The organism is Acinetobacter soli (genome assembly GCF_000760595.1).
GTDB lineage: Bacteria > Pseudomonadota > Gammaproteobacteria > Pseudomonadales > Moraxellaceae > Acinetobacter > Acinetobacter soli.
Genome location: NZ_BBNM01000001.1, coordinates 312,685 through 339,472, shown reverse-complemented (window position 1 = coordinate 339,472; position 26,788 = coordinate 312,685). Strand labels below are relative to the sequence as shown.

The window sequence follows — 26,788 nt, the reverse complement described above, 5'->3', positions numbered from 1 at the left end:
AACATCAACAGTTATTTACATACAGTCTAAATGATTTTATTCGATAAAAGAGAGACTTTAATATAAATTAACGTTTCTACAGTCGTTGGCGAACCATTTCAAAAAAACAGATAGAGCCTGCAATGGCCACATTTAAGGATTCCTGACCACCCGGCTGCGGAATGGTGACACTTTGCGCATGGGCAAGTGCATAATCTGAAACACCCTGACCTTCATTCCCTAATATCCAGACACAAGGTTGGGTTAAATCTTGATCATAGATGCTGGTCGCCTCGTGCGAGCTGGTCACATAGACCGGAATTTTAAACTGATCAAGTACAACATCAAGCGCAACGTTTTCAAAGGTATACAGACTAAAATGTGCACCCATCCCGGCTCGTAACACGCGAGGTGACCATAAAGATGCCGAACCTTTGGTGCAAATAACTTGCTTAATATTGGCCGCCGCTGCAGAGCGAAGCAACGTTCCGACATTGCCTGGATCCTGAATGTTTTCCAAAATAAGTGTATCTTGAGAAAAATCGATGGCCTGACTTGATTGAGGTAAGTCGATAATCGCCAAACATGCCAGTGAGGTACCAAGCGTACTTAAATCGCGATACAAACTTTCTGCTAAAATAAACACGTGGCCAGTATATTGCGCTGCGATGGCGTCAAAATCTGGATGTTTTAATGCGGCTTCAGTGGTAAAAATGCTGTTAATTTTGCGTTGTTGCTGTAACCAAGACAAACATAAATGTGTGCCTTCAAGTACAGTTTGACGGTTCTTTTTACGAAAAGCTTGCTGTTCGATCAGCCCGCGTAAATGTTTAATTTTGGGGTTATCTTTAGATTCAAGATAAATAATCGACATATATAAAAGTCCACTGTGATGCCAAAACTGACATCACAGTCTGATAAAATTACTGATGATAACCGGTCACAAGATCGACTTCATTTTTTGAGCCGATAATGACAGGAACGCGCTGATGAAGATCGTTTGGCTCGATTTCCATGATACGCACGCGACCCGTGGTTGCTGCACCGCCTGCTTGTTCAATAATAAAGCTCATTGGATTGGCTTCATACATGAGACGTAAACGTCCAGCTGAGCTTGGATCTTTCAAATCGTATGGATACATAAAGATACCAGTACGGCATAAAATACGATGAACATCTGCCACCATACATGCGATCCAGCGCATATTGAAATCTTTACCGCGAACCGACGTTTTTCCTGCAAGCAACTCATCGATATAACGTTTAACTGGTGCTTCCCAGTGACGTTGGTTCGAAGCGTTAATAGCGAATTCTTGAGTATCCGCATTAACTTTAACCGACGCAGTCGTCAAGATAAACTCACGGCTTTCGATATCGAAAGTGAAGAAGTCTACGCCTGCACCAAAGGTAAGCGCCATCATAGTTGAAGGCCCATACATAACATAACCGGCAGCAACCTGAGCTGTACCAGGCTGCATGAAGTCAGCAGCTTGCGTCACTGCTTGTTTGGCAGGTAAAACCGAAAAAATAGTGCCGACGCACATATTGATATCAATGTTGCTTGATCCATCTAAAGGATCAAACAAAACCAAGTACTTGCCATCTTGATGACCTGGGGTAAAATCGTCCAGCTCTTCCGATGCAAGGCCACCTACCTGAGGGTGTGCTTGAAGGGCATCAAGCAAAAGATCATTTGATAACACATCGAGTTTTTTCTGCGTTTCACCCTGAACATTTTCGTTACCTGCGCTTCCAAGCAGATCGGCCAATGCTCCTTTTTGAATGGCTTGATCAATTTCTTTACAAGCATTTGTAATTGTTTCAATCACTTGTGCCAACTCAGGTGTCAAATTCCCATTTTTTTGTTGTAGGTATTGAGCCAAGGTGAGATTTGACATACAAAATAACTCCGAAGAAGATGAATAGTGGTGATCTGCAACTGGCGCATAGTTTAGATGAGATTGGACAAAAAGAAAAATTATCTTACTTTATTTCTGGTTATTTTTTGCTTGCAAGCTTGCCATAACATGTTATGTTTAGTGGCATAGGAGAAATCCGAGGGTAGGAGCAGCAAAAATGACGACCAAGAAGTTTGAGCCAAGTCCCACCCCGAGCGAAGCTTTGAGTTTGGATGAGATCTCCAAAGAAAGTATTGCTGCAGCTTGGGAAGGGTATCAAGCAAAACCTGAATATAAAGAGTTTAATAAACACGATTTGATCGAGTCGTTTCAGCACCAAGAAGCAGATTCAAACCATACTTCACAGTAAAAGACATTCATATAAAAAGCGCCTTTCAATGAAGGCGCTTTTTATATTTTTTATCTATTACTTCAACAAAGGAGGAACTGCTTCGTAGTTGATTTCAACGCGACGGTTCTCTTTCCATGCAGCTTCATCATGACCCGCATTGATTGGCATTTCTTTGCCATAACTCACTGCTTCAAGCTGCTGTGGATTGACGCCATTGGTGATTAGGTAGCTTTGTACTGCTTTTGCACGACGCTCACCTAAGGCCATATTGTATTCACGTGTACCGCGTTCATCTGTATGACCTGTCAATGCAACACGAGAGTTTGCATTTGCCATTAGAAATTGAGCATGTGCTTGAAGTGTTTGATAGTCTTCAGTGGATAAATCACTGCTGTCGTAATCGAAATGGACCACGCGTTTTGCCAGAAAGGCACGATTTGCAGCAGTGACCCCTTTAGATGACGCACCAGTCAGATTTTTTGCATTTAATGCAGCATCTTCACTTAAACCTTCTGTGCTTACAGTGGTCGTGCCAGTTGGATTCGTTCCAGTGGTCACAGGTGCAGCAGGTTTGCGGCTTGCACATCCTGTCATGATTACCGCTGTTGCCAGCACAGGTAAAACAAATAATTTCACAGCGTTCATATTAATCTCCAGTAAGATTATGTCTAAGCGTTATTTCGGTGCCCACGCAGGTTCTCTCACTTCACCCTGTTCACTTGGTAAATTCATTCGGAAGCGGCCATCTGTCGACATAATAGACAATAAGCCACGACTTCCTTCATAGGTAGCATAGACCACCATCTGGCCATTCGGTGAAAAGCTTGGTGATTCATCAAGGCTGGTTGGGGTCAGAATATTCACGATACCAGTCGAAATATTCATGATGGCCACTTTGTAATTACTACCTGAAGGGCGATGTACCAATGCGATATTCTTACCGTCTGCACTGAGTGTGCCACGTGCATTAAAGGCACCACGGAAGGTCAAGCGCTTAACCGATGAATCATCAAAACTGTAGCGATAAATTTGAGGTGAGCCACCGCGATCTGAGGTAAAAATAAAGGATTTGCCATCTGGTGCATAACGTGCTTCTGTATCAATCGCGTTATCGTTGGTCATGCGCTGTAATTGGCGGGTGGTTAAATCCATTTGATAGACTTCTGGATTGCCGTTCATCGACGCTGTAAATAACATCGATTTGCCGTCTGGAGAAAAACTTGGCGCGCCGTTTAAGCCTTTAAAACTTGCCAAAACTTCGCGTTGCCCCGTTGCTAAATCTTGCAAATAAATAGCGGGTCGTTTGGTTTCAAAAGATACATAAGCAATCTTTTTAGCGTCGGGTGTCCATGCCGGTGATAGAATTGGATCACGAGACGATAAAACGGTTTTAGGTTGTTCGCCATCTGTGTCTGCGATCTGGAGTGTATAACGCTGATTTGGAGTAGCAGGATTACGAAGTACGTAGGCAATACGCCCGCTAAAGTCGCCCGGTATACCAGTGAGGGCTTGATAAATCGCATCACTGATCATATGCGCAGCCTGACGTACGCGCGAAGCTGGAACAGTTAAGACTTCATTTAAAAGATATTGCTGCTTTTGCACATCGTAAAGTTGGTAATGTACTTCAAGTGCATTATTGGCTGCAGGTTTAACATTACCTACCACGACATAGGGAATGCCGGCAGATTGCCATGCTGAAGCCTGCACCTGATCTACCGAAGCTGTAGCGGGTAAATTTTTTGAAGAACTGCTAAAACGACCAGATCGATTCAAGTCGTTTTCCACAATCGGAAACAAGGATTGATCATTTGCAAAAGGCACAATCGCGATTTTAGGCGCTTCTTCAGGCGCCTTTGCAATTTCAAGATGCAATTGGGCAAACGTGTTTGAAGTCACGGTCATCCCGAGAGCCGCAATGAGTGCGAAAGAAAGTAAATGTTTACGCGTCATATCCATAGTCGTGATAGAGGGTCAAATTGAATGGCTTGTGCTGTTTTAGCACGATTACATGCTTTGAATCCATTTAAAGCATGTAATCACAATCAAAAATTATTTTGCTGTAAACGACGAGGTAAACGTACGCGCTTCACGTCGTGCATCTGGGTCTGACGGCATTGGATAAGGGGCGGCTGATCGTACCGCAGCTTCGACACTCGCTTTGACATCTGCATCACTGGAATTCACCACCACCGAAAGTACAGAGCCGCTATCACTTAAAGTGACACGTGCAGTGGCTTTTTTACCAGCTGCACCCATAGGAATATTCCATGCGCGGTAAATTTTCTGCTCGAAATCTTTTTTGGCACTTGAAGCCACGCGTCTAGCTTCAGCTTTCTTCTGTGCCGCTTCTTGCTGTGCTTTTTCTGCTGCAGATTCACGGGCTTCAGCTTCAGCTTTTGCAGCAGCATCCGCTTTGGCTTTTGCAGCAGCGTCAGCTTTGGCTTTTGCGGCAGCATCCGCTTTGGCTTTTGCAGCAGCGTCAGCTTTGGCTTTTGCGGCAGCATCCGCTTTGGCCCTTTCTGCTGCTTCGGCTTTGTCTTTTGCAGCAGCATCCGCTTTGGCTTTTGCGGCAGCATCCGCTTTAGCTTTTGCAGCAGCGTCGGCTTTGGCCCTTTCTGTTGCTTCAGCTTTGGCTTTTGCAGCAGCGTCGGCTTTAGCTTTTGCAGCGGCTTCAGCTTTGGCTTTTGCAGCAGCGTCGGCTTTGGCTTTTGCAGCAGCATCCGCTTTGGCTTTTTGAGCGGCATCCGCTTTAGCTTTTGCAGCAGCGTCGGCTTTGGCCATTTCTGCTGCTTCAGCTTTGGCTTTTGCAGCGGCATCGGCTTTAGCTTTTTGAGCGGCATCCGCTTTAGCTTTTGCAGCAGCGTCGGCTTTGGCCCTTTCTGCTGCTTCAGCTTTGGCTTTTGCAGCGGCTTCAGCTTTGACCTTTTCGGCTGCATCGGCTTTAGTCTTTTCAACAGCCTCTGCCTTGGCTTTTAATCTTTCTTGAGCTTCAGCTCGAGCTTTATCTTCTGCTTTTTTTGCTTGTGTCAGCTCTTGAGCTTTTGCGGCAGCCGTTGCTGCTGCGAGTGCGGCGGCATTTGCCTCAGATTGAGATTGCTCTGGAGGACTTGCAGGAATAATGGGAGCTTCTTGATTGGGTGTTTGTGTTGACTGTATGTTCTGTGCGACTTGCGTACTCGTCGTATCTGCTTCTTGAACAGGTAAAGCCAAATCGGCAGGGTTCACCAGTACAGTGGTGATTTTTTTAGGCGGTTCAGGTGGTTTACTTAAGCCCAAATAAAGTAAGCCAACAATTGCCAGCGTATGCACACCAAGTGTAAATCCGAGTGCAATTGATCGTTCTTTAAAAGCGGGCTTTTGAAAATTTTTCATGGGTTACTTTAATGGTTCTGTAAGCAGACCAACTTGTGTTAAACCTGCTGCTTGTAAAGTAGACATGAGTGAAACCACATCGCCATAAGGTCTAGATTTTTCACCATTGACCAATACAGTCAGCTTCTGATTGCTTTGATCAGCCTGAGCTTGAGCCTCTCCTAATATATTTTTGAGCTGATCGAGTGAAACAGGTTCTTCTTTGTGATCTTTATATTGCAGAAAAATCTGGCCATCTTGTCCAAGGGTTACGATTGCGGGTTCTTTCGATTCAATTGGTGTGTTATTGGCTTGTGGTAGATCTACTTTAATACCACTGGTGATCATTGGAGCAGTCACCATAAAAATAACCAAGAGCACCAGCATGACATCAATATAGGGTACGACATTCATGTCACTTTTTAACGGCTTTTTAATGCGCTCAAAGCGCCCTGAACGCTGAATGGCCATTATACGTCTTCCTGAGTGGAACCTACAGATTGACGTTGCAGCAATGCGACCATTTCTTCTGCAAAAAGTGCGCGGTCAGAATAAAGCGCTTCACCCTTAGCTGTATAATGGTTAAAGGCGAGTACCGCTGGAATTGCAGCGAACAAACCGATTGCTGTGGCAATAAGTGCTTCTGCGATGCCTGGTGCAACAGTGGCCAGGGTGACTTGATCAACTGCTGACAAACCGATAAAGGCATTCATAATGCCCCACACAGTCCCAAACAGACCAATATAAGGTGCAACAGAACCAATACTGGCCAAGGCACCAAGTCCTTGTTCGAGGCGGCCTTGATCCCGACTTAAACCGACACGTAAAATTCGCTCAGTTCCTTCAATACTTTGAGAGGCGGGAGCATGGCGCTTTTTAAGTTTAAAAAACTCACCTAGTCCATGATAAAAGATATCTTCAAGACCTGTGCGTTTTGAGTTGAGCTGTGCATTGTTGTAAAGCGTATTCAGCTCTGCACCCGACCAGAACATTTTTTGAAAATGTTCATCCTGTTGTGCAGATTTTTTATAGCTCATATGTAACTTGGCAATCAGATACCAACTATAAATCGATGCGAAAAGTAAGATCAACATTACGGCCTGTACCACAGGACTTGCTTGTAAAATAAGATCAGAAATATGCAATGAAGATTGAGCTGGTGTTGCCATAGTTACGTGTGCCAAAGTTTGTTTTTTTAAGCTTGTTCCAATTCTTGAAGAATAAGACCACGAATTTCATCTGGTAAACGACGAGGGCGCAATTCAGCATTTAAACACGCCAGTTCCACTTCACCAGAAGCTAGCATGATTTCACCACGATATATATTTTGTTGCAATACAAATGACGAAGCTTTACATGAAACTACACTTGCTGTAACAGTGATCATATCGTCCATCATGATTGGGCGAATGTACTTCAGTGCAATTTTGTGCACAACAAAGTTATAGTCTTTTTGGTGCCAGTAGTGATCGATGCCAGAGGCACGAAGCCATTCTGTACGAGTTCTTTCAAGATAGCGAATATGGTTAGCATGATAGACGATACCGCCGGCATCAGTATCTTCAATATATACACGAATTTGGAATTCGAATTTATTCGCCATGAGAGTGTTCCGTCTTTTGATTCAATATTGTGTTTTGAGTTGGCGCTGTTCAAAATCTGTGGGAAAAGTAGAGAAATTTGCTCATGCGCCAAGGTTCTACCGCATTGAAGTTTATCAGCTTATCTGAAGCGTCCAATGGCACAACACTCCAATCATCATGATGATTTAAACGAAAAAAAAATTCTGGAATTTTTCCTAAAAATCCAGAATAATTAATATTTTAGTAGTGCGTAATTGTTTAATTTTAAGCAGAGTGCACTCATTTAAATTGCCATCAGTTTCAATTAAGATGGATTCTGATCTTTATTTAACCAAGCATCTTGTACTTTTTGCGCTACATTTGGATAGTCCAAAACAAACCGCACATGTGTTTCAACGCCTGTTTTTAAAGTTGCATCATCGACAATAAAATTAGGATTATGATTGGGTGCGGCTTTGTTAAGTTCAATTGTGCTTGGGGTTGCTCCAAGAAATACGAACAACGATGGCATGTATTGGCCATAGTATGAAAAGTCTTCACTCGCGCTGGCATTCGTATCTAGGCGATGTAGTTTTTGCACACCAACAACGGTGTTAAGTGTTGGCAGCATAGATTCAGTTAATATTTTATTATTTGAGGTGACTGGAGCATACTGTGCGATATCAACGTGGGTTTTCACATCATTTGCCAAGCCAATGTGCTCAACCATAACAGGTAAATCTTTTAAAATCGTTTGACGAATATCTTCATGATTAGAACGAATAGTCCCAACCATAGCAACTTGCTCAGGAATAATATTACCTGCCGTGCCTGCCTGAATATTTCCAATACTGACAACGCCCATTCCTTTTGATAAATCGGTACGACGACTTATCAAAGTCTGTAAATTATTGATAATCTCTGCTGAAGCGACAACAGGGTCGCGTCCATACCAAGGTGTTGAGCCGTGTACGGCTTGTCCCGTAACACGAATACGAAGCTGATCTGCACTGTTTAAAATCACACCATCTTTGTAATATAGCTCTCCACTTTTCATACCCGCGATCACATGAAGACCAAATATCACTTCAGGTTTTGGTTGATTTAATGCGCCATCTGCAATCATTTTACGTGATCCAATTTGATCACCCTGAGTAAAGTTATCAATATCTGCACCGCCTTCTTCAGCAGGCTGAAACAGAAACACCACTGTGCCCGCAATTTTATCTTTATGCTGAGCCAGAATTTTTGCAGCGCTCAGAAGCATCGCGGTGTGCGCGTCGTGACCACAAGCATGCATCACGTAACTTTCTTTACCTTGATAGATGGCTTTGGTTTGACTTGCGAAGGGAAGTCCTGTTTGCTCTTGCATAGGAAGTGCATCCATATCGGCACGTAATGCCATTACCGGACCTGGTTTTGCACCTTTTAATATGCCCACCACGCCTGTTTTAGCATAACCGGTTTTTACTTCAATACCATAAGATTTCAGCTCGGACTGGACCAGTTTTGAGGTTTGAAACTCCATATTCCCAAGTTCGGGATGCTTATGGATTTGATGACGTAACTGAATTGTTTGCGGTTCAACTTGTTGAGCTGACTGTTTCACCCAATCGGCATAACTCGCTGTGCAGACTGTAAAAAGTGACAGCGTGCATAGCAGTGCTTTTTTAAACTGTTTCAAGAGAAAATTCCTTTTTCAAAAATCGTTTTTTGTATTTTGATAACGTTATTTTGCCAATTTTATGGCGAAATTGCATGAGCGTATTAAGTATAAAAAAATACTTAATACGTATACTTATTCTTTGATTATTATAAAAATTACAGAAATGATATATGTAAAAAAGCCACGATTTAAATGTGCCAGAGATCAATTTTTTCTCGCTGGCACATTCTTAAAAATTAGCTTTTAGGCTCTGGCGGGGTTAAGCCAAATTGTAAATACGCCATGTTGGTGGCAATTCGGCCACGAGCGGTACGCATCACATAACCTTGTTGAATGAGGTATGGCTCAATCACATCTTCAAGCGTTCCGCTATCTTCTGCCATAGCGGCAGCCAATGCTTCCACACCTGCCGGTCCGCCATCAAAACGTTCAAGCAGCATGCTTAAGTAACGTCGATCGAGTGTGTCTAGCCCGTCTTTGTCTACATTCAGCATATCAAGTGCACGTTGCGCCATTTCTTGTGTAATTTCACCAGTCCCTTTTACCTGCGCATAATCACGTACTCGTCGGAGCAAACGATTGGCGATACGCGGCGTACCTCGTGCACGACGTGCGATTTCGGCCGCACCCGAATGTGTGATCGGAACATCCATCAGATTTGCAGAGCGCGTCACGATATGGGTCAGATCCTCGACCGAGTAAAATTCAAGACGCTGGACAATACCGAATCGATCACGCAGCGGCGAGGTGAGTAGACCTGCTCGTGTTGTGGCGGCCACTAGGGTAAACGGTGGAAGATCAAGCTTGATTGAACGCGCAGCAGGCCCTTCACCAATCATGATATCCAGCTGATAATCTTCCATTGCTGGATACAGAATTTCTTCGATGACCGGCGATAAACGATGAATCTCATCGATAAACAGCACATCACCTTCTTCAAGGTTGGTCAGCATAGCGGCAAGATCACCGGCACGCTCAAGCACCGGGCCTGAAGTTGACTTGAGGTTTCCACCCATTTCTCTGGCAATAATGTTGGCCAGTGTGGTTTTTCCTAAGCCAGGAGGACCAAAAATAAGCGTATGATCCAGTGCTTCACCTCGGCCACGTGCCGCACCAATAAAGATTTCCATTTGCTCACGAACCACGGGCTGACCAATATAGTCAGCGAGCGAGGTGGGGCGAATGGCGCGATCAAAATGATCTTCTGGTTTTTCACTGCCACTGATTAAACGATCACTCATTGATGGCTCACTTCATCATCGATTTTAATGCAGCACGAATAATATCGGCTGCTTCGGTGTGGTTGGCTTTTGCCGCTGCCACTGCTTTTTGTGCTTCTGCTGGTTTATAGCCCAATGACTGTAAGGCGGCTTCTGCTTCTGCCACGGGGGAGTTAGCGCTAAACTGGATCTGTGCTGGCGCCATAGCGGAGCCTGTGCTACTCGGAGTAGATAAGGCTTTGAAGCGATCACGTAACTCTATCATTAAACGTTCGGCTGTTTTTTTACCTACCCCAGGAACTTTAATAAGAGTATTGATGTCGTCATGCTCAATGGTATGGATCAGTAAATCTATGCTAAGGGTAGATAAAATGCCCAATGCCATTTTGGGACCAACACCGTTCACTTTGAGTAGCGTTCTAAAAACCAACTTTTCTTGTGCATCGATAAAACCAAATAGTTGCTGTGCATCTTCTCGAACCACCAGATGCGTCCATAATGTGACGCGTTGTCCTTTTTGCAACTGACAAAATGTTGATAGCGGCGTGTCGATTTCATAACCGACACCATTGACATTCAGCAATACGGTCGGCGCCTCAAGCGCAAAAACTTCACCAATTAAACAACCAATCATGCGATTCAATCACTCTTCAAATTCAAAAAATACAATAACAAAAATCTTGATACTCCACAGCAGATAACCGGCTGTTGTACAAGCAACTGATTTGATCTGGCGACTAAAATTTAAAACATGCTGACTTTATTGCCTTTGAGCTCTTGCGAAATGGCATAAGCCTGATGGTCGGAAAAACGACTGATAATATCTAAAATCTGCATGATGTTTTGATAGAGATCATCACTCATGATCATGCCAAGATTTTGCAAAATCACCATTAAACGCTGATCTTTAAAGCGTAGTCGCTGTTTTGGTTGGGCAAGCGGAATAAAAGCATCGAGTAAATGCTGCAAACTCGAGTGTGCCAGTAATTCAAGATCCGCTTTGTGTGGATGATCAAAAATTTTATCTCGAGTCAGGTTTTTTGCATTTTGAATACCAATATGAATATCACTTGGGCAATATTGCAATAAACCGCCATTGAGCTTACCCGCCAGTATTTCATCATGATGACGTGCAAAGGCATTGGTTACTTCTGCAACTAAGCGTTTCATCACCCGTCCACGTAGGGCCGCGACTTTCTGATGCCATGTGGCGTGCGGGAGGGTCAGTTCGTGTGGGGTGCCATAGTCACCAATCAAATTCAGAAAATAAGGCTCAACTTCATCATATTCGAGCATGTTCATGCTGATGCCATCTTCAAGATCAATCAGGGCATAACAAATATCATCGGCCGCTTCGAGTAAATAGGTTAAAGGATGGCGACAATAATGATATTCGCCCAACTGGATGAGCCCAAGTTGTTCTGCAATTTGCACCAGCACTTCTTTTTCAGACTGATAGCAGCCAAACTTGGAGCGCAGATGCGTTGAGTCGATATGGTCAACCGGATGAGACAACCACGGATATTTTAAATAAGCACCCAGTGTAGCAAAAGTGAGTCGCATCCCACCGTCATTGGGGTGATAATCCAGACGCGTTAAAATACGTAAGCCTTGGGCATTGCCTTCAAACTGACATACATCGGCATGTTGTTCGGGGGTAAGGCCTTCAAGATAGCGCTGATTTTCAGCTTCATCGAACCAGTCACGAATGGCATATTCACCTGCATGACCAAAAGGTGGATTGCCAATGTCATGTGCAAGACACGCAGCCTGAATAATGGCACCGATGTCTGATGGAGAAATCCACGCGGGAAGTTCATTCTTGATTTTTTCAGCAGCTAACATTCCTAATGTGCGCCCAACACAAGACACTTCAAGTGAATGTGTGAGCCGTGTGTGAATGCCATCTTGCTGGGTGAGCGGGTGGACTTGAGTTTTGCGGTTTAGTTGTCGAAAACTCGGCGAGAAGATGATGCGATCATAATCTTTATGATATGGGCTACGGGCCAATTCAGTTTTACTTTTTTTACTACCTAAACGAACCGCTGAAAGCAGCTCTAACCAGCGCATTTGTTCCATTTATAACTTTTCTTGAGATCTCTGATTTCATGATGCCAAAAAAAAGAAAAAAGCACTAGATCAGTGCGACAGAAGTTGGCGCTTTTAGTGAAATTTAATTTCTTTTCGTGAATGTGATTATTTTGATGCAATTCATTTAGATAATACGGAATGTTCATCTAGCCGATTTTTGCTTTTCACAGTAGAATATGCGCTCTCTCTAAAGTCACATTGCGGTAAAGTTCATCAGACTTGCCCGTGGAGCCAAAATCAACATGTTTATCGTGGCCGGTGCACCAGCACATTCTTCTTTTAAGAAAGCTCAACTATTAACACGTTTATCGTCAATTAGTTCTGTACAATCTTTTGACAGCCAATGGGTTTATCTGTTTGATCAAGCGCTCAACGAGCAGCAGCATCAATCTGCATTACAACTATTAAATGATGGATCATCGTTTGAGCTGCGTCAGGCGGCAACAGATGAAATCCAAGTTTTGGTGACGCCACGTATCGGCACCATTTCGCCGTGGTCGTCTAAAGCCACCGATATTTTCAAAAACTGTAATACACCGATTCATCGTTTAGAGCGTGGTATTTTGTTTACCCTTAAAGGGATTAGAGAAATGACCAATGAAGTGAAACAAGCACTTCATGACCGCATGACTGAAACAGTTTTTGCAGAAATTGACAGTGCCAATGCATTGTTTTTGGAAACTTCGCCAAAACCGCTCAACTCGGTTGATATTTTGGGTGAGGGTAAAGCGGCACTGGTTAAAGCCAACAATGAATTTGGTTTTGCATTGTCTGAGCAAGAAATTGACTACCTTACCGATGCCTTTACTCAATTGGGCCGTAACCCGAACGATATCGAGCTGATGATGTTTGCTCAGGCAAACTCAGAGCACTGCCGTCATAAAATCTTTGGTTCAGAGTGGACGATTGATGGTGAAGTACAGCCGTTATCCTTGTTCCAGATGATTAAAAACACCTATAAAGAGTCACCAGACGAAGTGTTATCTGCCTATAAAGATAATGCGTCTGTGATTGTAGGCTACGATACTCAGCGTTTTTATCCAAAAAAAGACAATGACACCGGTCATTATATTTATAAATATAAAAGTCAGGCTGCACACATCCTGATGAAAGTTGAAACCCATAACCATCCAACTGCAATCTCGCCATTTGCGGGTGCTGCAACGGGTTCAGGCGGTGAAATCCGCGATGAAGGCGCAACAGGCCGTGGGGGTAAACCAAAAGCAGGCTTGACCGGCTTTACCGTTTCAAACCTCAATATTCCGGGCTTTGAACAGCCTTGGGAAGAAAACTACGGTAAACCGTCACGTATGGCATCTCCACTTCAAATCATGATTGAAGGTCCATTGGGTGGTGCAGCATTTAACAATGAATTTGGCCGTCCGGCATTAAACGGTTATTTCCGTACATTTGAACAAAATGTCAACGGAGAAGTGAAAGGCTTCCATAAGCCAATCATGATTGCGGGCGGTTACGGCAACATTCGTCCAGATCATGTCGAAAAAGATGCAATTCAACCAGGCGATTTACTGATTGTACTGGGCGGACCAGCCATGTTGATTGGTTTGGGTGGTGGAGCAGCATCTTCTGTAGACAGCGGTACCATGGGTGAGAGCCTTGATTTTGCTTCTGTACAACGTGAAAACCCAGAGATGGAGCGCCGTTGCCAAGAAGTGATTGATACCTGCTGGCGCCTAGAAGATTTCAACCCGATTGTGTCTGTTCATGACGTTGGTGCAGGTGGTCTTTCAAATGCGATGCCTGAACTGGTAAACGACCATGAATTGGGTGCGATTTTAAATTTACGTAAAATTCCATCGCTTGAGCCTGGCATGAGCCCAATGGAAATCTGGTCAAACGAAGCACAAGAACGTTATGTGCTTGCGATTCGTCCAGAGTCTTTGGCTCAGTTTGAAGAAATCTGTGCGCGTGAGCGTTGTCCGTTTGCTGTGCTTGGTGAAGCAACTGAAGCGCGTCATTTAACGGTTGAAGATCCATTGTTTGAAAACAATGCGGTGGATATCCCGATGCAAGTCATGCTAGGTGGTACGCCTCGTATGCAACGTTCTTATGAAAGCATTGAACGTGAAGGTACAGCTTTTGATACGACACAGATCGATTTAAAAGATGCTATTTTCCGTGTACTTAAAAACCCAACTGTGGCATCTAAATCGTTCTTGATCACCATTGGTGACCGCTCGATTACGGGTATGGTGGCACGTGACCAAATGGTTGGCCCATGGCAGGTGCCTGTTGCCGATGCTGCGGTGACCACAACCAGCCTTCAAGGGTACACAGGTGAAGCTATGGCAATGGGTGAACGCCCGCCGGTGGCATTGTTAAACCCTGCGGCATCTGCACGCCTAGCGGTGGCTGAAGCGATTACCAATATTGCATCGGCCAATATCGAACAAATTGGTGACATCAAACTTTCTGCAAACTGGATGGCAGCTGCAGGTCAAAAAGGTGAAGATCAAGCTTTATTTGAAGGTGTAAAAGCCATTGGTATGGAAATGTGCCCTGCGCTGGGTATTGCGATTCCGGTCGGTAAAGACTCGCTTTCCATGCGTACCACGTGGAATGATAATGGTGAAGACAAAGCTGTGACTTCGCCAATGTCGGGTGTGATTACTGCATTTGCACCTGTGAGTGATGTGCGTAAAACCTTAACACCAGAGCTGAAAAAATTTGATGAATCTGTTCTGGTTCGTATCGATTTATCGAAAGGCCAGTTCCGTCTCGGCGCTTCGATTCTCACTCAAGTATACAAGGCAATTGGAACGGTCACGCCAGATGTTGACAGTTTTGATGACTTAAAAGCATTTTTTGCGTTGGTACAAGACTGGAATAATCGCAGTTTAATTCAAGCCTATCACGATATCGGTGATGGTGGCTTGCTCGCTACGGTTGCCGAAATGATGTTTGCATCACGTTTAGGTGTTGCACTTGAACAGCAAAGCATTGAAAGCCTGTTTGCAGAAGAAATTGGTGCAGTGGTTCAGTTAAAAGCTGCAGATTGGGACGCCGTACAAGCTGAAATTTCGGCTTCTAGTCTTAAAGATGCGATTTCGGTAGTTGGCCGTGTGAACAGTTTAGATCAATTAACTGTGAACGGTTTAACTTTTGAACGTGCCGAATTACAACGTGCATGGGCAGAAGTGTCTCATCAAATCCAGCGTTTACGTGACAATGTTGAAACTGCTGACCAAGAATTTGCCTTGATTTCAGATCAAGATCATAAAGGTTTGATTGCACAAGCTACTTTTGATTTAAACGAACCAGTTGAAGCGCCTTTCATTGCGACACGTCGTCCAAATATGGCGATTTTACGTGAGCAAGGTGTCAATGGGCACGTTGAAATGGCGGCGGCATTCGATAAAGTCGGATTCAACACCATTGATGTTCACATGAGTGACTTACTCGCCGGTCGTGTCGATCTTCAAGATTTTGAAGGTTTGGTGGCATGCGGTGGCTTCTCGTACGGTGATGTCATGGGTGCAGGTGGTGGCTGGGCCAAATCGGTACTGTTTAATCCGAAATTACGCGATCAGTTTGAGAGCTTCTTCCATCGTGACAGTACCTTTAGTCTGGGGATTTGTAACGGATGCCAAATGTTGTCACAGCTTGCACCGCTTATTCCGGGTGCTGATGCATGGCCACGTTTCCATCGTAACGTTTCGGAAGTGTTTGAGGCGCGTAGCGTAAACGTGCGTGTTGAAAAATCGGTGTCGGTATTGTTGCAAGATATGCAAGGTTCGATCTTGCCAATTGCAGTCGCTCACGGTGAAGGTCGTGTAGTGACAACCGATGCTCATTTGGCTAGCTTAAATGCCAATCAGCAAGTCACTTTACGTTATGTCGACAGCTTGGGTAACCCAACTCAGCATTATCCGCTGAATCCGAATGGCTCACCAGAAGCTGTTACAGGTGTGACCTCTAAAGATGGCCGTGCAACCATTATGATGCCGCATCCAGAGCGTAACTTCCGTGCCATTCAACACTCTTGGTCACCAGAAAACTGGACTGAAGATGGTGCATGGTTACGTATGTTCCGTAACGCACGTAAATTTATTGGCTAATTCAGCCGAATAAAAAAACGCCACCTTATGTGGCGTTTTTTTTATGCTGTTTATATTTTGTGCTGTGGTATGGCTTTTGCTTTAGATTTATCAGCACAATAAAAAAAGGATGTAACTGCTATGTATTCTAATAAGCACACAGTTCAGCACAAACGCAGAGGGTGGTGGTTATTTGGCATGGTGATGAGTCTGGAAATGCTCTGGATTGTGGCAAATTATTTACGCCTTAATGTGTCGTAACCACATTCGCGGGATTCGGTGTACGCAGTGTCCAGAGCAGGCCCCAGATCAAAACTGCCAAGCCCATGTAAAAGCTTTGCAGTAATGTCCCACCATGATCAATCCAGAGTTTAGCCAGCCACGGTCCAATTAGTTGGGTGCCAGCATATAGGCTAATCAGCGCTGCGTACAGTTTAGGGCCTTGATGCGGTTGAAAGATTCGCGCAATTCGCTGAGAGCATACCACAGTCCCCATAAAACTCCCGCCCATCAAAATCGCGCAGATCACCACACCGATTGCATTATGAAAGATCAATACAGCAATCAAGCTTAAAATTTGCACAATATAAGAACAAATCAGTGCAAAGCGGTCATTGGTACTTGCACCAAGCTTATTCCAGAAAGGTAACAAGATTAGGCAAGAAAGTGCCGTAATTAACCAGATATTGGTCAGAATGAATGGTTGGTTACGAATTAACTCATGTGCTAGTGTAGGCAAAAACGTCATCGGTAAAATATAGCCTAAGCCAGCACCTGCATAGCCGATAAATAACGGAGTACTGTTTCGGTCTAGTAAGCGTGATGAACGAATGACGACTGTAGGGCGAGAAGATAGTGTAATTTTCTTAAGTTGCCAGACACTAAATAACGCCAGCGGCAGCGCCACCAAGCCGATTGGAATCCAGCGCAATTGTCCGCTAAACCATGCCGATGACCAGTCGATTAATATACTGTCCAAAATGAGCCCAATCGACACGCCTGTAAACATCAGCCCGCTTAATTGTGTTTTATGATGCTCTGCCAACCATTCAAGAATCAGCGCAGGGACCAGCACAAACACCAGCCCGTTGGTGATACCATTGCATAAACGCAGCAGTAGAAAAAACGTATAATCTGTTGTGATAATTTGCAAAATAGTCAATCCTGCATTGACGAGTAATGCCCAGATCAGCACACTTTGCGTGCTGTTTCGTCCATGTAGAGAGACTGCCACCAGTGCACCGACCAAATAGCCAATATAATTCCAAGTTGCGAGATTAGCCCCTTGAGCAAGTGTGATCACATTATCTTGAATGAGATAAGGCAGTAAGGGGGTGAATGCAAATCGCCCTAGACCATGTGCCACAATTAAACTTGAAATGCCTGCGAACAGGATAAGTAACGTTTCGGCTGGGCGTGGCGAGGAGGCGGTGAGTGTCATCTGACTATAAGCTCCATCTATAGATCTGACAGCTGTATTTGGAACAGCTAAAATACCATGCTTTGGTTCGCTTCGAATATCATTAATCTATAACCACTATTTAAAATTATTAGGAATTTTATATGCTTAAACTAATTTATTACGTACCTGAATCTCATCTGGAATCGACCAAAGCTGCAATTTTTGCCGCTGTAGAAGGAGGTTGTTATGTATTTAATTTAGTCTGTAAACATTTTGATTTATAAAAAATTAATAAATTTTTCTCGTTAGATTTGATATTTCTAGACTTGAAAATATTATATGTTAAAATTAATTCTAAAGATGTAATGATTATAATTTCTAATGTTTTTATAAGAATTTATTGTAATTTTTATATTTTAATGAATAAGATTAAAAAGTTGTATATATATGAATTTAAGTAAGTATGATTATTTTATTAATCCTTCTTGTATAAAAATGATATTAGGTGAGATATTTTTATTAATATTTCTTTCTGCTGGTATATTATTCTTATTTCCGTCTGTTTTTGAATCGAACGCTTTACAAGTATATTATTTTGATTTTAATATATCATTATATTATTTATATCCAGTAGTCTTAGGTTTTTTTTGTATTATTGCTATAATAATAAAGATTTTCAAAACTTATCGTTACACTGTGTTTAGCTTTTCTTTTAAGGAGAACTTAATAAAACTGAATATATGTTGGTTCTTAACTGTTACTGTTAAAGACTTTGAAGTTGTAGTTGGTGAATCCTATCGTATTCAGTATAGAAATGGTTTTAAAAAAGAGTTTTTCGATTGCGTGGGTATCAAAAGCTCTAAATCGATATATCTTATTCCAGTAGTGGCCGATAAAAAGAATGAATTAATAAAAATTTTATCAGATCATATTGAAGAAAATTTTATTAAGATAAACTGAATTATAAAAAACCTAAATATTTATTAATTCTTAATAGTTAAAGTGATTAAAATATAGAGTAGAATTATAATATTTCTTTCTTGATGATTCTTATAATAAGAAGATTTAAATTTTTTTATAATATATTTTGAGATAGCTTGTATTTTATTTATGATATTATGAAATAACTTGAACTACTTTGATTTTTGGCAGTAAGTTAATGCTTAAACTAATTTATTACGTACCTGAATCTCATCTGGAATCGACCAAAGCTGCAATTTTTGCCGCCGGGGCAGGCGGTGTTGGTCATTATGAGCAGTGTGCTTGGCAAGTAAAAGGTATTGGACAATTTAAAGCAGTTAAAAATGCTCAACCTTTTTTAGGGCAACTAGACGCTCTAGAGCAGCTTGAAGAATGGCGTGTGGAAACGATTGTATCTGAACAAAAGGCCAAAGCAGTTGCCTTGGCCTTAAGTGCAAGTCATCCGTATGAAGAACCCGCATTTGAATTTATTCAAATGGTAGATATTGATTCAATCAGATTTTCTGAATAAACAGCTTACGATCAAATCGGTACTGTGGATAAAAAACACCATCTGTGGCACGCTCACCCGCCGCAATGACCATAATCGGAAATTGCTCGTCATTGAGTTTGAGCAGCTTATGTACCATTGGCTCGTCAAAGCCTTCCATCATGCAGCTATCAAATCCATAGGCTCGTAATGCCAAGACCAGATTTTCACAGGCCAATGCGGTACTCTTTGCAGCCCAAAGCTTTGCATCGGCCGGATTAAATGCCGTCACAGGCAGCTGGCGATCCAGTGTTCTGGCCACTTTAAAAGCCACTTTTTTTAAATTTCCCAGTGCGTTGAAATAGCCGGTTTTGTAGTTGAACGGAATAAAACGGTAATACTGTTTAACCATTTTAGGCGGTTCATTAAATGGAAATTCAGAAATATTTTTCTTGGCCATTTCATCAACACGATCGGTACGCGCAACACAGACGATCAGTTCTGACGCTGTTTTTGCAGCCAATTGCCCTAAGCAAGCCTTAACCAGCTGCTTTTTCTTGGCTGGATTTTGCACCACATAAAATGTCCATGGCTGAAGGTTTGACGAGTTTGGTGCCAGTAGGGCCAAATCCAGACAGGCATCTAAGACTTCAGTAGGAATGGCTTTATCGGTAAATTTGCGTACTGAGCGTCTGCTTTCAAGCACTTTACGAAAGTTATCAACATCGATATCTTGAGGTGCAGGCTCATAATAGCGTTTTTTTTCAGTTGAATCTGAGGTTGCTGAATCGTGAGAAGTCGTGGTCATGATCTTTACTTAAGCGAGACAATAAAATGAGCATATCACTGCATCAATTTTGTGATGTTAAAAAAATGTATCACAAAACTGATGATTAAGTGATTGATTGTATTGAAGTATAATAATTAGGCAAACTGTGAGAAATCAGGTTGGCGTTTTTGCATAAAAGCTTGCACCGCTTCTTTCATTTCTGCCGATTGTACACGTTGCATAAAAATTTCGGCTTCTTTGTCAATGCAGTCGATAATCTCAGAGAGGTCTTGCTTCATGAGGGCTTTAGATTGCTTGATGGAAGCCAAAGGAAGGGCAGATAATTGTTGAGCCGTTTTGTTTGCTAATGTATAGACATCTTCTGAAATCTGGTTGATCAAACTGGCTTGTAGCGCTTTTTCGGCATTAAATTTTTGTGCAGTAAACAGTAATTCTGCCGCACGATGATATCCTGCTTGTTGCACCAACAGACGGCTTGCAGCTCCTTCAGGTGACAGTCCTAGGCTGACAAATGGAATCTGGAACAACGCCGTATTGTCGGCGTAAACAATATCTCCATGTAGCAAAATGGTCACTCCAATACCAATGGCGACACCGCGAATTGCAATAATAAGTGGCTTTGAAAAGCGCGCAGCCGATTTTAACAAGACAAAAGGTGGTTGATCGCCAGCTTTGCCTTCATGCGGTTTTTGAATAAATGACATAAAGTCTTTCATGTCATTGCCAGCCGAAAAATCTGCATCGACACCACGTAACACAACCACTCGAACCTCAGACGATGCATCAGCATCATCGAGCGCTTTTGCCAGCCAAAGATATAATTCGCGATAAAGTGCATTTTTTGCTTCTGCACGATTAAGCGCTAAGGTAAGCACCCCATTTTCTAAATTTGCTTGTAAATGTTGATGAGGTTGTTGAATACATTGTAGTGTCATCGTACTATCCTTGGTTATTTATAAAAGGCTATGCGGCTCATTATGTCCTAAAACTGCTTGAAAAAAGCAACTGATGAGTTCATTGAAGTTAAGTTGATATATGTATACGTTTGATTACCTTGTTTTTATTGGGCGTTTTCAGCCTTTTCATTTGGCTCATCTTGAAACGATTCAAATTGCATTACAGCAGAGTCGACAAGTGATTATTGCTTTGGGGTCGGCTCAGGCAGAGCGAAATATTAAAAATCCGTTTCTGGCGGCAGAGCGACAAGACATGATCTTGTCAAATTTTACACCCGAACAGCAAACACGTATTTTGTTTGCGCCCATTATTGATGTCTATGACGATAAAAAGTGGGTTGAGCAAGTTAAATCTGGTGTTTATGCACTGGCTTCATCCACAAGTAAGATTGGTTTAATTGGCCATTTTAAGGATGAGTCATCCTACTACTTAAAGTTGTTTCCAGAGTGGCACATGGTGGAACTGGACAGCCTAAAGCAGTCTATGTCAGCCACGCCGCTGCGTGAAGCGTTCTATGAGGGTTGCATTGATGAGTCGGCTTTTCCACAAGGCACTATTGCATTTTTGAAGGCTTTTCAAAAAACTGATACCTATCGAGAGTTACAGCACAAATTTTCTTATCACGACAGTTCAAATCTTTAATATGTTGACAATAGACTTCGCTCTAAGCGAAGTCTATTGGACTAGATTAGTTGGCTTGAAGCGCCTGAATATCCTCAAGCACCTGTTCTGCATGTCCAGCTGCTTTCACTTTACGATAGCTTTTGACTAATTTTTTATCGTGAAAAATAAAGGTTGAGCGTTCAATCCCCATCACCATTTTACCGTACATATTTTTTTCTTTGATTACGTCAAAATGCTTACACAACACTTCTTCTTTATCGCTGATCAAATCGATGGTGAGTGCTTGCTTTGCTGTAAAGTTTTGATGTGATTTCACCGAGTCGCGTGATACACCAACAATTTTAACATTCAGAGCATCAAACTGATCTTTCAAGCAAGAAAAGCCGACTGCTTGTGTTGTACAACCCGGGGTGGAGTCTTTTGGGTAAAAATAGATCACCAACCATTCGTTATCTAAATCAGATAAATTAATTTCACCCGTTGTAGTTGGAAACACTTGATCCGGCAATTGAATTTCTACGTTACTCATTGTTCTCTCCATAAAAAAACAAGCCACATAATGTGGCTTGTAATGTCATTTTAAAATGAACTTAGTTTTTCGCTGCTGGTGCGGCTTTCATTGCTTCTTCACTTAAAGTTTTAAGTTTTGAAGTCAACTGAGGGCCTAAGCAAGTTTGAAGGCTTTTGTTTTGCTGTTGTACAAAAGCCAATGTGCTTGGGCTTTTCTTAGCATTAATCGCGCTTTGAATTTCCCATTTTTGTGCATTGGTCATTCTGCCGTCTGCTTCTACTGCACATGAACAATATTTGCTTACTTCTGCGCTGTTCAGTTTATTACCTTTAGCAGTTTCTTCTTTACACAGATTGATCAAAGCACCTTTTACGTTTGTGCTTTTGTAGGCTTGCTGAAGTTTGTTGTCGTCTGCATGAGTTACAGATGCAAACAAAGCTGCAGATGCCATTACAGAAGAAAGTAAAAGTTTGGTATTCAAAAATTTCATAAATAGTACCTTATTATTGCGGTATGTAGCGTGTTGGATCTGCGACGCCAGCTTCAATAAAACCTTCTTTACGTAAGCGGCAGCTATCACATTTACCACAAGCACGGCCTTGCGTATCAGCCTGATAGCAAGAAACTGTTTGACTATAGTCTACGCCATGTTCAATACCAAGACGTATAATATTCGCTTTGGATAAATGTAACAAAGGTGTTTCAAATGTAAGAGGTTTTCCTTCTACACCCGCTTTTGTTGCCAAGCGTGCCATATTTGTAAACGCTTCGATATATTCTGGGCGACAATCTGGGTATCCAGAATAATCTACTGCATTTACGCCAATAACAATAGCCTCAGCGCCAAAAACTTCTGCTGCAGCAAGCGCATACGAGAGAAAAATTGTGTTACGAGCCGGTACATACGTCACCGGAATACCATCTTGTTGTTGTTCTGGAACATCAATGTTGTGATCGGTAAGGGCAGAGCCACCCAAATTACCTAAATCGATATTGATCACGCGATGTTCAACGCCAGCGCGTTGAGTCAGTGCTTTGGCTGCATCTAGCTCTGTAGATGAGCGTTGACCATACATAAAGCTTAAGGCCATGCATTCATAGCGCGCTTGTGCCCAAGCTAAACAGGTTGTTGAGTCTAAGCCGCCTGACAATAAAACAATGGCACGAGGGCGCATATATCATTCTCCAATCAAATTAAATTAACGACCCGTTTCATCGTTCCATAAAATTTTATGGAGCTGTAACTGAAACCGCACGGGGAGATGGTCGTTTAGAATCCACTCTGCTAAATCACGAGCCAGTTGAGGCAGTTTCGCTGCATTTTTCTCAACGGCAAAAGCAGGCGAGAACCATACGGTACTCACTTTTTTCTCAAGTTGAAATTGTTCAACCTGGAGTTTGGACCATTCATAATCTTCACGCTTACAAATCACAAATTTGATCTGATCGTGAGGAGTCAAATGATCAAGATTGCTCATCAGGTTACGCTTCTCTTCACCAGAGGTTGGCGTCTTGAGATCAAGCACTTTTGATACCCGAGCATCGACCATTGAAACATCGAGTGCACCACTGGTTTCCAGTGAAACGTCAAAACCTAAATCACACAGACGCGTTAATAATACCTGACAATTGGGCTGAGCTAATGGCTCGCCACCTGTCACACAAATATAAGGCGTTTTGTAGGCACGTGCAGTTTCTATGATTTCATCAATTGAAAGTCGTTGCCCACCTTCAAATGAATAAGTGGTATCACAATATGTGCAGCGTAAAGGGCAACCCGTTAAGCGGATAAAAACTGTTGGTAAACCCGCAGTATTGGCTTCCCCTTGTAAAGAGTAGAAAATTTCCGTTATGCGTAGTCCCGCAGCCGGGTCCGTCACTGGAATTGTCGTAGAACGTAAAGAAGTCATTACAGCATTACCAAGAGTTGAAAAACAAAAATCTCTACGATCAGGCTTGACCGTAGAGACGAGAAGCGAATCAGGCTCCGAAGAGCATCAATATTTCGCTAATCTGTGAGAATTACTCAGCGCGAAGCAAATCGTTCAAACTGGTTTTCGAGCGTGTTTGCGCATCTACTTTTTTCACAATAATTGCAGCATACAGACTGTACTTGCCGTCTTTAGACGGTAAGCTGCCCGGTACAACTACTGAACCTGCAGGTACACGGCCGTAATGAATTTCACCAGTTTCACGGTCGTAAATACGAGTCGACTGACCAATATATACGCCCATTGAAATGACAGAACCTTCTTCTACGATTACACCTTCAACAATTTCAGAACGCGCGCCAATAAAGCAGTTATCTTCAATAATTGTTGGATTGGCTTGAAGTGGTTCAAGTACACCACCAATACCTACACCGCCAGACAAGTGAACATTTTTACCGATCTGAGCACATGAACCTACAGTGGCCCAAGTATCAACCATGGTGTTTTCATCAACATAAGCACCAATGTTGACATAAGATGGCATCAACACAACATTTTTTGCTTGGAAGCTACCACGGCGTGCAACAGCAGGAGGAACAACACGAACACCAGCTTCTTTAAACTGCGCTTCAGTCCAGCCTGCAAATTTAGTGTCTACTTTATCGTAAAACGCTAAATCGCCAGATTCAACAGGTTTGTTGTCGTTAAGTTTGAACGATAATAAAACCGCTTTTTTAACCCACTGGTGAACAATCCATTCACCATCAATTTTTTCAGCAACACGTAAAGTGCCGTTGTCTAAACCAGCAATAACGTGTTCAACTGCTTCACGAATTTCTGTAGGGCAATCAGCGGCGGTAAAGTTGGCACGATTTTCAAACGCTTGCTCAATGATCGTTGAAAGCTCAGACATGGACGTCCTTCCAAAAAAAATTTTAAAGATTCTACACGAAAACGGCCAAAGAATCTTGGGTTGAATGATTGCCGTGATTAAAAAACAATCAAAATTTAGACATTGCGTTTTTGCAGCAATAATTATATTTAAATTCAATAAAAATTGATTAAAAAACAAGCTAAAAGACCAACTTGTATCAAAAATTAACAGAAAATAAGCAAATTTTGTATAAAAACAAATCACAATTTCATCTACTATGGGCTTACCAAAAGAAATCAGATTTATTAGAACAAGCCTTTACTCTTTTTGAGGAGACGAAAATGAAAGTATTAAAAGTATTCGCATTAGCAGGTGCACTTAGCGCTGTAGCAGGCGTTGCATCAGCTGATGATGCTGTGGTACATGACCGCTATGCATTTGACGCGCAGCAGCTCATTCCTGTAGGTGTTCGTGCTGAAGTAGGCACAACAGGTTACGGTGGTGCTTTGCTTTGGCAAGCAAACCCGTATGTAGGTCTAGCACTTGGTTACAATGGTGGCGATATTTCATGGTCTGATGATGTGAAAGTTAATGGTTCTACTTACGATCTTGATATGGATAATAAAACTGCGTATTTAAACGCAGAAATTCGTCCTTGGGGTGCAAGTCAAAACCGTTGGGCACAAGGTTTATATGTTGCCGCTGGTGCAGCGTACCTAGACAATCAATACGATATTACACGTAATGTTGATGCCACTCGTTCATTCCGTGTTAATAATCAGGACTTTTTAGCCGGTCAAAATGGTGTTCGAATTAATGGTCAGATGGAATACAAGAATGACATCGCACCATATTTAGGTTTTGGTTTCGCTCCAAAAATTACTAAAAACTGGAGTGTGTTCGGCGAAGTTGGTGCTTATTACACAGGCAACCCAACAGTTAAATTAGTTTCTACCGGTACTGCTACTACTCAAGGTAGTCAGAGCTTAGAAGATGCTGTGAATGCAGAGGCACGTAAAATTGCTGATGATGACAAATACAAATGGTTACCTGTTGGTAAAGTGGGCGTAAGCTACAACTGGTAATCGTTTGAATATAAAAAAACGGGAGAAATCCCGTTTTTTTATGTTTTATAAATTTGATTTCACTCGTCTGGGTAAGCCACTTTTTTAAGCTGCTTAATGTCCGCTTCTGGTGAGCATAAAGAAATAAACTCGTAGCCGTAACCACGAAGTAAGTGTCCTTTACGAACCGCGATCCATGTTGTATTTAAGCCAAAAATTCCGGTTTTGAGTTGGCTCAAGCGATAATCTCGTTCTTTATCGTAGGCCACGTCATTCACAATTCCCACACCCATTCCGAGTTCTACATAGGTTTTAATGACATCGGCGTCGAGTGCAGACATGACGATATCGACATCAATGCCGGCATCTTCAAAGGCTTTGTCGATTTTTGAACGCCCAGTAAAGCCGCCGTGATAGGTGATGATTGGAAAATTTGCGAGCTTCTCAAGTGTAATGTCGGTTTCTTTGGTAAGCGGATGATTTTGCGGCGTGATAATGCTGTGTTCCCATTGATAGTAAGGGACGCTGGCCAGATTATCTTCGGTGGTCAAAGATTCGGTGGCAATACCGATGTCCGCTTCACCAAGCAACAACATTTCTGAGATTTCGGTTGGGCTGGCCTGTTGCAAGATTAAATGTACCTTTGGAAACAGTTTCTTAAATTGATTGACAATCGGAGGCAGCACATAACGAGCTTGTGTGTGCGTGGTGGCAATAGTCAAGGTGCCTTCATCAACTTTGTTAAAGTCATCGGCCAGACGTTTAATATTTTCTGCATCGACCAACATACGTTCAACAATGCCAAGCAAGGATTGGCCGGGTTCTGTCAAACCTAACAATCGTTTTCCTTTGCGAACAAAAAGTTGTACACCCAACTCATCTTCTAAATCTTTAATATGCTTACTGACACCTGATTGTGAAGTGTAAAGTGCAGCAGAAGCTTCGGTCAGATTAAAATTCTGACGCACGGTTTCCCGAATAATGCGTAATTGTTGAAAATTCATG

28 protein-coding genes and 1 pseudogene are annotated in these 26,788 nt (G+C 42.5%); 8 read left to right on the top strand and 21 right to left on the bottom strand.

Translation table 11 applies throughout. From position 1 onward, the window contains the following. Window positions 1-76 precede the first annotated feature (76 nt). A complete protein-coding gene (locus Aso01_RS01640) occupies window positions 77-853 on the bottom strand; it encodes a TrmH family RNA methyltransferase (protein WP_004939375.1) in 777 nt (258 codons plus the stop codon). Between the two features lie 49 nt (window positions 854-902). Further along, on the bottom strand, window positions 903-1,877 hold the full coding sequence (locus Aso01_RS01635) for a class 1 fructose-bisphosphatase (protein WP_004939373.1): 975 nt from the start codon (window positions 1,875-1,877) through the stop codon (window positions 903-905). Window positions 1,878-2,055: 178 nt separating this feature from the next. Here Aso01_RS01635 and Aso01_RS01630 point away from each other — a divergent pair, with 178 nt between their 5' ends. Then, entirely contained in the window at window positions 2,056-2,247 is a 192-nt protein-coding gene (locus Aso01_RS01630; protein ID WP_004939372.1) for an NF038105 family protein, read from the top strand. A 57-nt stretch (window positions 2,248-2,304) separates the two neighbouring features. Here the strand turns inward: Aso01_RS01630 and pal are convergent, their stop codons facing one another. From pal to Aso01_RS01580, 10 genes are all read right to left on the bottom strand, one after another. Then, window positions 2,305-2,874 carry a peptidoglycan-associated lipoprotein Pal gene (gene pal / locus Aso01_RS01625; RefSeq protein WP_004939367.1) on the bottom strand — a complete coding sequence of 190 codons (570 nt, stop codon included), beginning with the start codon at window positions 2,872-2,874 and terminating at the stop codon, window positions 2,305-2,307. Window positions 2,875-2,904: 30 nt separating this feature from the next. Beyond that, window positions 2,905-4,188: a Tol-Pal system beta propeller repeat protein TolB gene (gene tolB, locus Aso01_RS01620; protein ID WP_004939365.1), complete on the bottom strand. Its 1,284-nt coding sequence runs from the start codon at window positions 4,186-4,188 to the stop codon at window positions 2,905-2,907. A gap of 93 nt (window positions 4,189-4,281) precedes the next feature. Next, window positions 4,282-5,604 (bottom strand): cell envelope integrity protein TolA, encoded by a 1,323-nt coding sequence (tolA, locus tag Aso01_RS01615; protein WP_042065081.1) that lies wholly within the window; start codon window positions 5,602-5,604, stop codon window positions 4,282-4,284. A gap of 3 nt (window positions 5,605-5,607) precedes the next feature. Continuing rightward, window positions 5,608-6,054, bottom strand: coding sequence for a protein TolR (gene tolR, locus Aso01_RS01610; RefSeq protein WP_004939356.1), 447 nt, complete (start codon window positions 6,052-6,054; stop codon window positions 5,608-5,610). Next, a complete protein-coding gene (tolQ, locus tag Aso01_RS01605) occupies window positions 6,054-6,752 on the bottom strand; it encodes a protein TolQ (protein ID WP_004939353.1) in 699 nt (232 codons plus the stop codon). The genes tolR and tolQ overlap by 1 nt, the downstream gene beginning before the upstream one ends. A gap of 26 nt (window positions 6,753-6,778) precedes the next feature. Then, window positions 6,779-7,186: a tol-pal system-associated acyl-CoA thioesterase gene (gene ybgC / locus Aso01_RS01600; RefSeq protein ID WP_004939350.1), complete on the bottom strand. Its 408-nt coding sequence runs from the start codon at window positions 7,184-7,186 to the stop codon at window positions 6,779-6,781. 284 nt (window positions 7,187-7,470) lie between these two features. After that, the gene (locus Aso01_RS01595; RefSeq protein ID WP_004939349.1) at window positions 7,471-8,829 is read right to left on the bottom strand and encodes an amidohydrolase; all 1,359 of its coding nucleotides are present in this window, start codon (window positions 8,827-8,829) and stop codon (window positions 7,471-7,473) included. Window positions 8,830-9,047: 218 nt separating this feature from the next. Further along, window positions 9,048-10,052: a Holliday junction branch migration DNA helicase RuvB gene (gene ruvB, locus Aso01_RS01590; protein ID WP_004939345.1), complete on the bottom strand. Its 1,005-nt coding sequence runs from the start codon at window positions 10,050-10,052 to the stop codon at window positions 9,048-9,050. 7 nt (window positions 10,053-10,059) lie between these two features. Further along, the gene (gene ruvA, locus Aso01_RS01585) at window positions 10,060-10,665 is read right to left on the bottom strand and encodes a Holliday junction branch migration protein RuvA (RefSeq protein WP_004939342.1); all 606 of its coding nucleotides are present in this window, start codon (window positions 10,663-10,665) and stop codon (window positions 10,060-10,062) included. Between the two features lie 110 nt (window positions 10,666-10,775). Further along, complete coding sequence (locus tag Aso01_RS01580) at window positions 10,776-12,110, bottom strand: deoxyguanosinetriphosphate triphosphohydrolase (protein ID WP_004939340.1); 1,335 nt, start codon at window positions 12,108-12,110, stop codon at window positions 10,776-10,778. Window positions 12,111-12,364: 254 nt separating this feature from the next. On the opposite strand from Aso01_RS01580, the gene purL reads away from it, so the two are divergent. Further along, on the top strand, window positions 12,365-16,201 hold the full coding sequence (gene purL / locus Aso01_RS01575; protein WP_004939338.1) for a phosphoribosylformylglycinamidine synthase: 3,837 nt from the start codon (window positions 12,365-12,367) through the stop codon (window positions 16,199-16,201). 120 nt (window positions 16,202-16,321) lie between these two features. Continuing rightward, window positions 16,322-16,441: a KGW motif small protein gene (locus tag Aso01_RS15960; RefSeq protein WP_004939335.1), complete on the top strand. Its 120-nt coding sequence runs from the start codon at window positions 16,322-16,324 to the stop codon at window positions 16,439-16,441. Here Aso01_RS15960 and Aso01_RS01570 read toward each other — a convergent pair. Continuing rightward, window positions 16,428-17,621, bottom strand: coding sequence for a YbfB/YjiJ family MFS transporter (locus Aso01_RS01570; protein WP_004939332.1), 1,194 nt, complete (start codon window positions 17,619-17,621; stop codon window positions 16,428-16,430). The two genes, Aso01_RS15960 and Aso01_RS01570, sit on opposite strands and share 14 nt — an antisense overlap. 122 nt (window positions 17,622-17,743) lie before the next feature. Between Aso01_RS01570 and Aso01_RS15915 the strand changes: the two are divergent. The 3 genes and pseudogenes from Aso01_RS15915 to Aso01_RS01560 form a co-directional block, all read left to right on the top strand. Then, window positions 17,744-17,824 (top strand): annotated as a pseudogene (locus tag Aso01_RS15915) (NGG1p interacting factor NIF3); the annotation flags it as partial. A gap of 205 nt (window positions 17,825-18,029) precedes the next feature. Next, window positions 18,030-18,542, top strand: coding sequence for a hypothetical protein (locus tag Aso01_RS01565; RefSeq protein WP_004939323.1), 513 nt, complete (start codon window positions 18,030-18,032; stop codon window positions 18,540-18,542). A gap of 199 nt (window positions 18,543-18,741) precedes the next feature. Beyond that, a complete protein-coding gene (locus tag Aso01_RS01560) occupies window positions 18,742-19,074 on the top strand; it encodes a YqfO family protein (protein ID WP_004939320.1) in 333 nt (110 codons plus the stop codon). Here Aso01_RS01560 and Aso01_RS01555 read toward each other — a convergent pair. After that, complete coding sequence (locus Aso01_RS01555) at window positions 19,058-19,840, bottom strand: nitroreductase family protein (RefSeq protein WP_004939316.1); 783 nt, start codon at window positions 19,838-19,840, stop codon at window positions 19,058-19,060. The genes Aso01_RS01560 and Aso01_RS01555 overlap by 17 nt on opposite strands. Window positions 19,841-19,956: 116 nt before the next feature. Beyond that, window positions 19,957-20,757: an enoyl-CoA hydratase-related protein gene (locus Aso01_RS01550; protein ID WP_004939314.1), complete on the bottom strand. Its 801-nt coding sequence runs from the start codon at window positions 20,755-20,757 to the stop codon at window positions 19,957-19,959. 100 nt (window positions 20,758-20,857) lie between these two features. Here Aso01_RS01550 and Aso01_RS01545 point away from each other — a divergent pair, with 100 nt between their 5' ends. Beyond that, complete coding sequence (locus Aso01_RS01545; protein ID WP_004939310.1) at window positions 20,858-21,421, top strand: nicotinate-nicotinamide nucleotide adenylyltransferase; 564 nt, start codon at window positions 20,858-20,860, stop codon at window positions 21,419-21,421. Window positions 21,422-21,467: 46 nt separating this feature from the next. Here Aso01_RS01545 and Aso01_RS01540 read toward each other — a convergent pair whose 3' ends face one another. The 5 genes from Aso01_RS01540 to dapD form a co-directional block, all read right to left on the bottom strand. Continuing rightward, on the bottom strand, window positions 21,468-21,932 hold the full coding sequence (locus Aso01_RS01540) for a peroxiredoxin (RefSeq protein WP_004939308.1): 465 nt from the start codon (window positions 21,930-21,932) through the stop codon (window positions 21,468-21,470). A 61-nt stretch (window positions 21,933-21,993) separates the two neighbouring features. Then, window positions 21,994-22,404, bottom strand: a complete 411-nt coding sequence (locus Aso01_RS01535) for a hypothetical protein (protein ID WP_004939305.1) — start codon at window positions 22,402-22,404, stop codon at window positions 21,994-21,996. A gap of 13 nt (window positions 22,405-22,417) precedes the next feature. Beyond that, entirely contained in the window at window positions 22,418-23,089 is a 672-nt protein-coding gene (queC, locus tag Aso01_RS01530; RefSeq protein ID WP_004939302.1) for a 7-cyano-7-deazaguanine synthase QueC, read from the bottom strand. A 24-nt stretch (window positions 23,090-23,113) separates the two neighbouring features. Beyond that, window positions 23,114-23,824, bottom strand: coding sequence for a 7-carboxy-7-deazaguanine synthase QueE (queE, locus tag Aso01_RS01525; RefSeq protein WP_004939299.1), 711 nt, complete (start codon window positions 23,822-23,824; stop codon window positions 23,114-23,116). A 112-nt stretch (window positions 23,825-23,936) separates the two neighbouring features. Further along, window positions 23,937-24,758 (bottom strand): 2,3,4,5-tetrahydropyridine-2,6-dicarboxylate N-succinyltransferase, encoded by an 822-nt coding sequence (gene dapD, locus Aso01_RS01520; RefSeq protein ID WP_004939296.1) that lies wholly within the window; start codon window positions 24,756-24,758, stop codon window positions 23,937-23,939. Window positions 24,759-25,060: 302 nt separating this feature from the next. Between dapD and carO the strand changes: the two genes are divergently transcribed. Then, window positions 25,061-25,804, top strand: a complete 744-nt coding sequence (carO, locus tag Aso01_RS01515; RefSeq protein ID WP_004939294.1) for an ornithine uptake porin CarO type 3 — start codon at window positions 25,061-25,063, stop codon at window positions 25,802-25,804. A gap of 59 nt (window positions 25,805-25,863) precedes the next feature. Here the strand turns inward: carO and Aso01_RS01510 are convergent, their stop codons facing one another. Beyond that, window positions 25,864-26,787 (bottom strand): CysB family HTH-type transcriptional regulator, encoded by a 924-nt coding sequence (locus Aso01_RS01510; RefSeq protein ID WP_004939293.1) that lies wholly within the window; start codon window positions 26,785-26,787, stop codon window positions 25,864-25,866. Between the last annotated feature and the right edge of the window lies 1 nt (window position 26,788).

Excerpts from the sequence above, each read along its gene's own strand:
- Aso01_RS01640 (WP_004939375.1), bottom strand. The coding sequence starts at position 853 with ATGTCGATTATTTATCTTGAATCTAAAGATAACCCCAAAATTAAACAT.
- Aso01_RS01635 (WP_004939373.1), bottom strand. The coding sequence starts at position 1,877 with ATGTCAAATCTCACCTTGGCTCAATACCTACAACAAAAAAATGGGAAT.
- Aso01_RS01630 (WP_004939372.1), top strand. The coding sequence starts at position 2,056 with ATGACGACCAAGAAGTTTGAGCCAAGTCCCACCCCGAGCGAAGCTTTG.
- pal (WP_004939367.1), bottom strand. The coding sequence starts at position 2,874 with ATGAACGCTGTGAAATTATTTGTTTTACCTGTGCTGGCAACAGCGGTA.
- tolB (WP_004939365.1), bottom strand. The coding sequence starts at position 4,188 with ATGGATATGACGCGTAAACATTTACTTTCTTTCGCACTCATTGCGGCT.
- tolA (WP_042065081.1), bottom strand. The coding sequence starts at position 5,604 with ATGAAAAATTTTCAAAAGCCCGCTTTTAAAGAACGATCAATTGCACTC.
- tolR (WP_004939356.1), bottom strand. The coding sequence starts at position 6,054 with ATGGCCATTCAGCGTTCAGGGCGCTTTGAGCGCATTAAAAAGCCGTTA.
- tolQ (WP_004939353.1), bottom strand. The coding sequence starts at position 6,752 with ATGGCAACACCAGCTCAATCTTCATTGCATATTTCTGATCTTATTTTA.
- ybgC (WP_004939350.1), bottom strand. The coding sequence starts at position 7,186 with ATGGCGAATAAATTCGAATTCCAAATTCGTGTATATATTGAAGATACT.
- ruvB (WP_004939345.1), bottom strand. The coding sequence starts at position 10,052 with ATGAGTGATCGTTTAATCAGTGGCAGTGAAAAACCAGAAGATCATTTT.
- ruvA (WP_004939342.1), bottom strand. The coding sequence starts at position 10,665 with ATGATTGGTTGTTTAATTGGTGAAGTTTTTGCGCTTGAGGCGCCGACC.
- Aso01_RS01580 (WP_004939340.1), bottom strand. The coding sequence starts at position 12,110 with ATGGAACAAATGCGCTGGTTAGAGCTGCTTTCAGCGGTTCGTTTAGGT.
- purL (WP_004939338.1), top strand. The coding sequence starts at position 12,365 with ATGTTTATCGTGGCCGGTGCACCAGCACATTCTTCTTTTAAGAAAGCT.
- Aso01_RS15960 (WP_004939335.1), top strand. The coding sequence starts at position 16,322 with ATGTATTCTAATAAGCACACAGTTCAGCACAAACGCAGAGGGTGGTGG.
- Aso01_RS01570 (WP_004939332.1), bottom strand. The coding sequence starts at position 17,621 with ATGACACTCACCGCCTCCTCGCCACGCCCAGCCGAAACGTTACTTATC.
- Aso01_RS01565 (WP_004939323.1), top strand. The coding sequence starts at position 18,030 with ATGAATTTAAGTAAGTATGATTATTTTATTAATCCTTCTTGTATAAAA.
- Aso01_RS01560 (WP_004939320.1), top strand. The coding sequence starts at position 18,742 with ATGCTTAAACTAATTTATTACGTACCTGAATCTCATCTGGAATCGACC.
- Aso01_RS01555 (WP_004939316.1), bottom strand. The coding sequence starts at position 19,840 with ATGACCACGACTTCTCACGATTCAGCAACCTCAGATTCAACTGAAAAA.
- Aso01_RS01550 (WP_004939314.1), bottom strand. The coding sequence starts at position 20,757 with ATGACACTACAATGTATTCAACAACCTCATCAACATTTACAAGCAAAT.
- Aso01_RS01545 (WP_004939310.1), top strand. The coding sequence starts at position 20,858 with ATGTATACGTTTGATTACCTTGTTTTTATTGGGCGTTTTCAGCCTTTT.
- Aso01_RS01540 (WP_004939308.1), bottom strand. The coding sequence starts at position 21,932 with ATGAGTAACGTAGAAATTCAATTGCCGGATCAAGTGTTTCCAACTACA.
- Aso01_RS01535 (WP_004939305.1), bottom strand. The coding sequence starts at position 22,404 with ATGAAATTTTTGAATACCAAACTTTTACTTTCTTCTGTAATGGCATCT.
- queC (WP_004939302.1), bottom strand. The coding sequence starts at position 23,089 with ATGCGCCCTCGTGCCATTGTTTTATTGTCAGGCGGCTTAGACTCAACA.
- queE (WP_004939299.1), bottom strand. The coding sequence starts at position 23,824 with ATGACTTCTTTACGTTCTACGACAATTCCAGTGACGGACCCGGCTGCG.
- dapD (WP_004939296.1), bottom strand. The coding sequence starts at position 24,758 with ATGTCTGAGCTTTCAACGATCATTGAGCAAGCGTTTGAAAATCGTGCC.
- carO (WP_004939294.1), top strand. The coding sequence starts at position 25,061 with ATGAAAGTATTAAAAGTATTCGCATTAGCAGGTGCACTTAGCGCTGTA.
- Aso01_RS01510 (WP_004939293.1), bottom strand. The coding sequence starts at position 26,787 with ATGAATTTTCAACAATTACGCATTATTCGGGAAACCGTGCGTCAGAAT.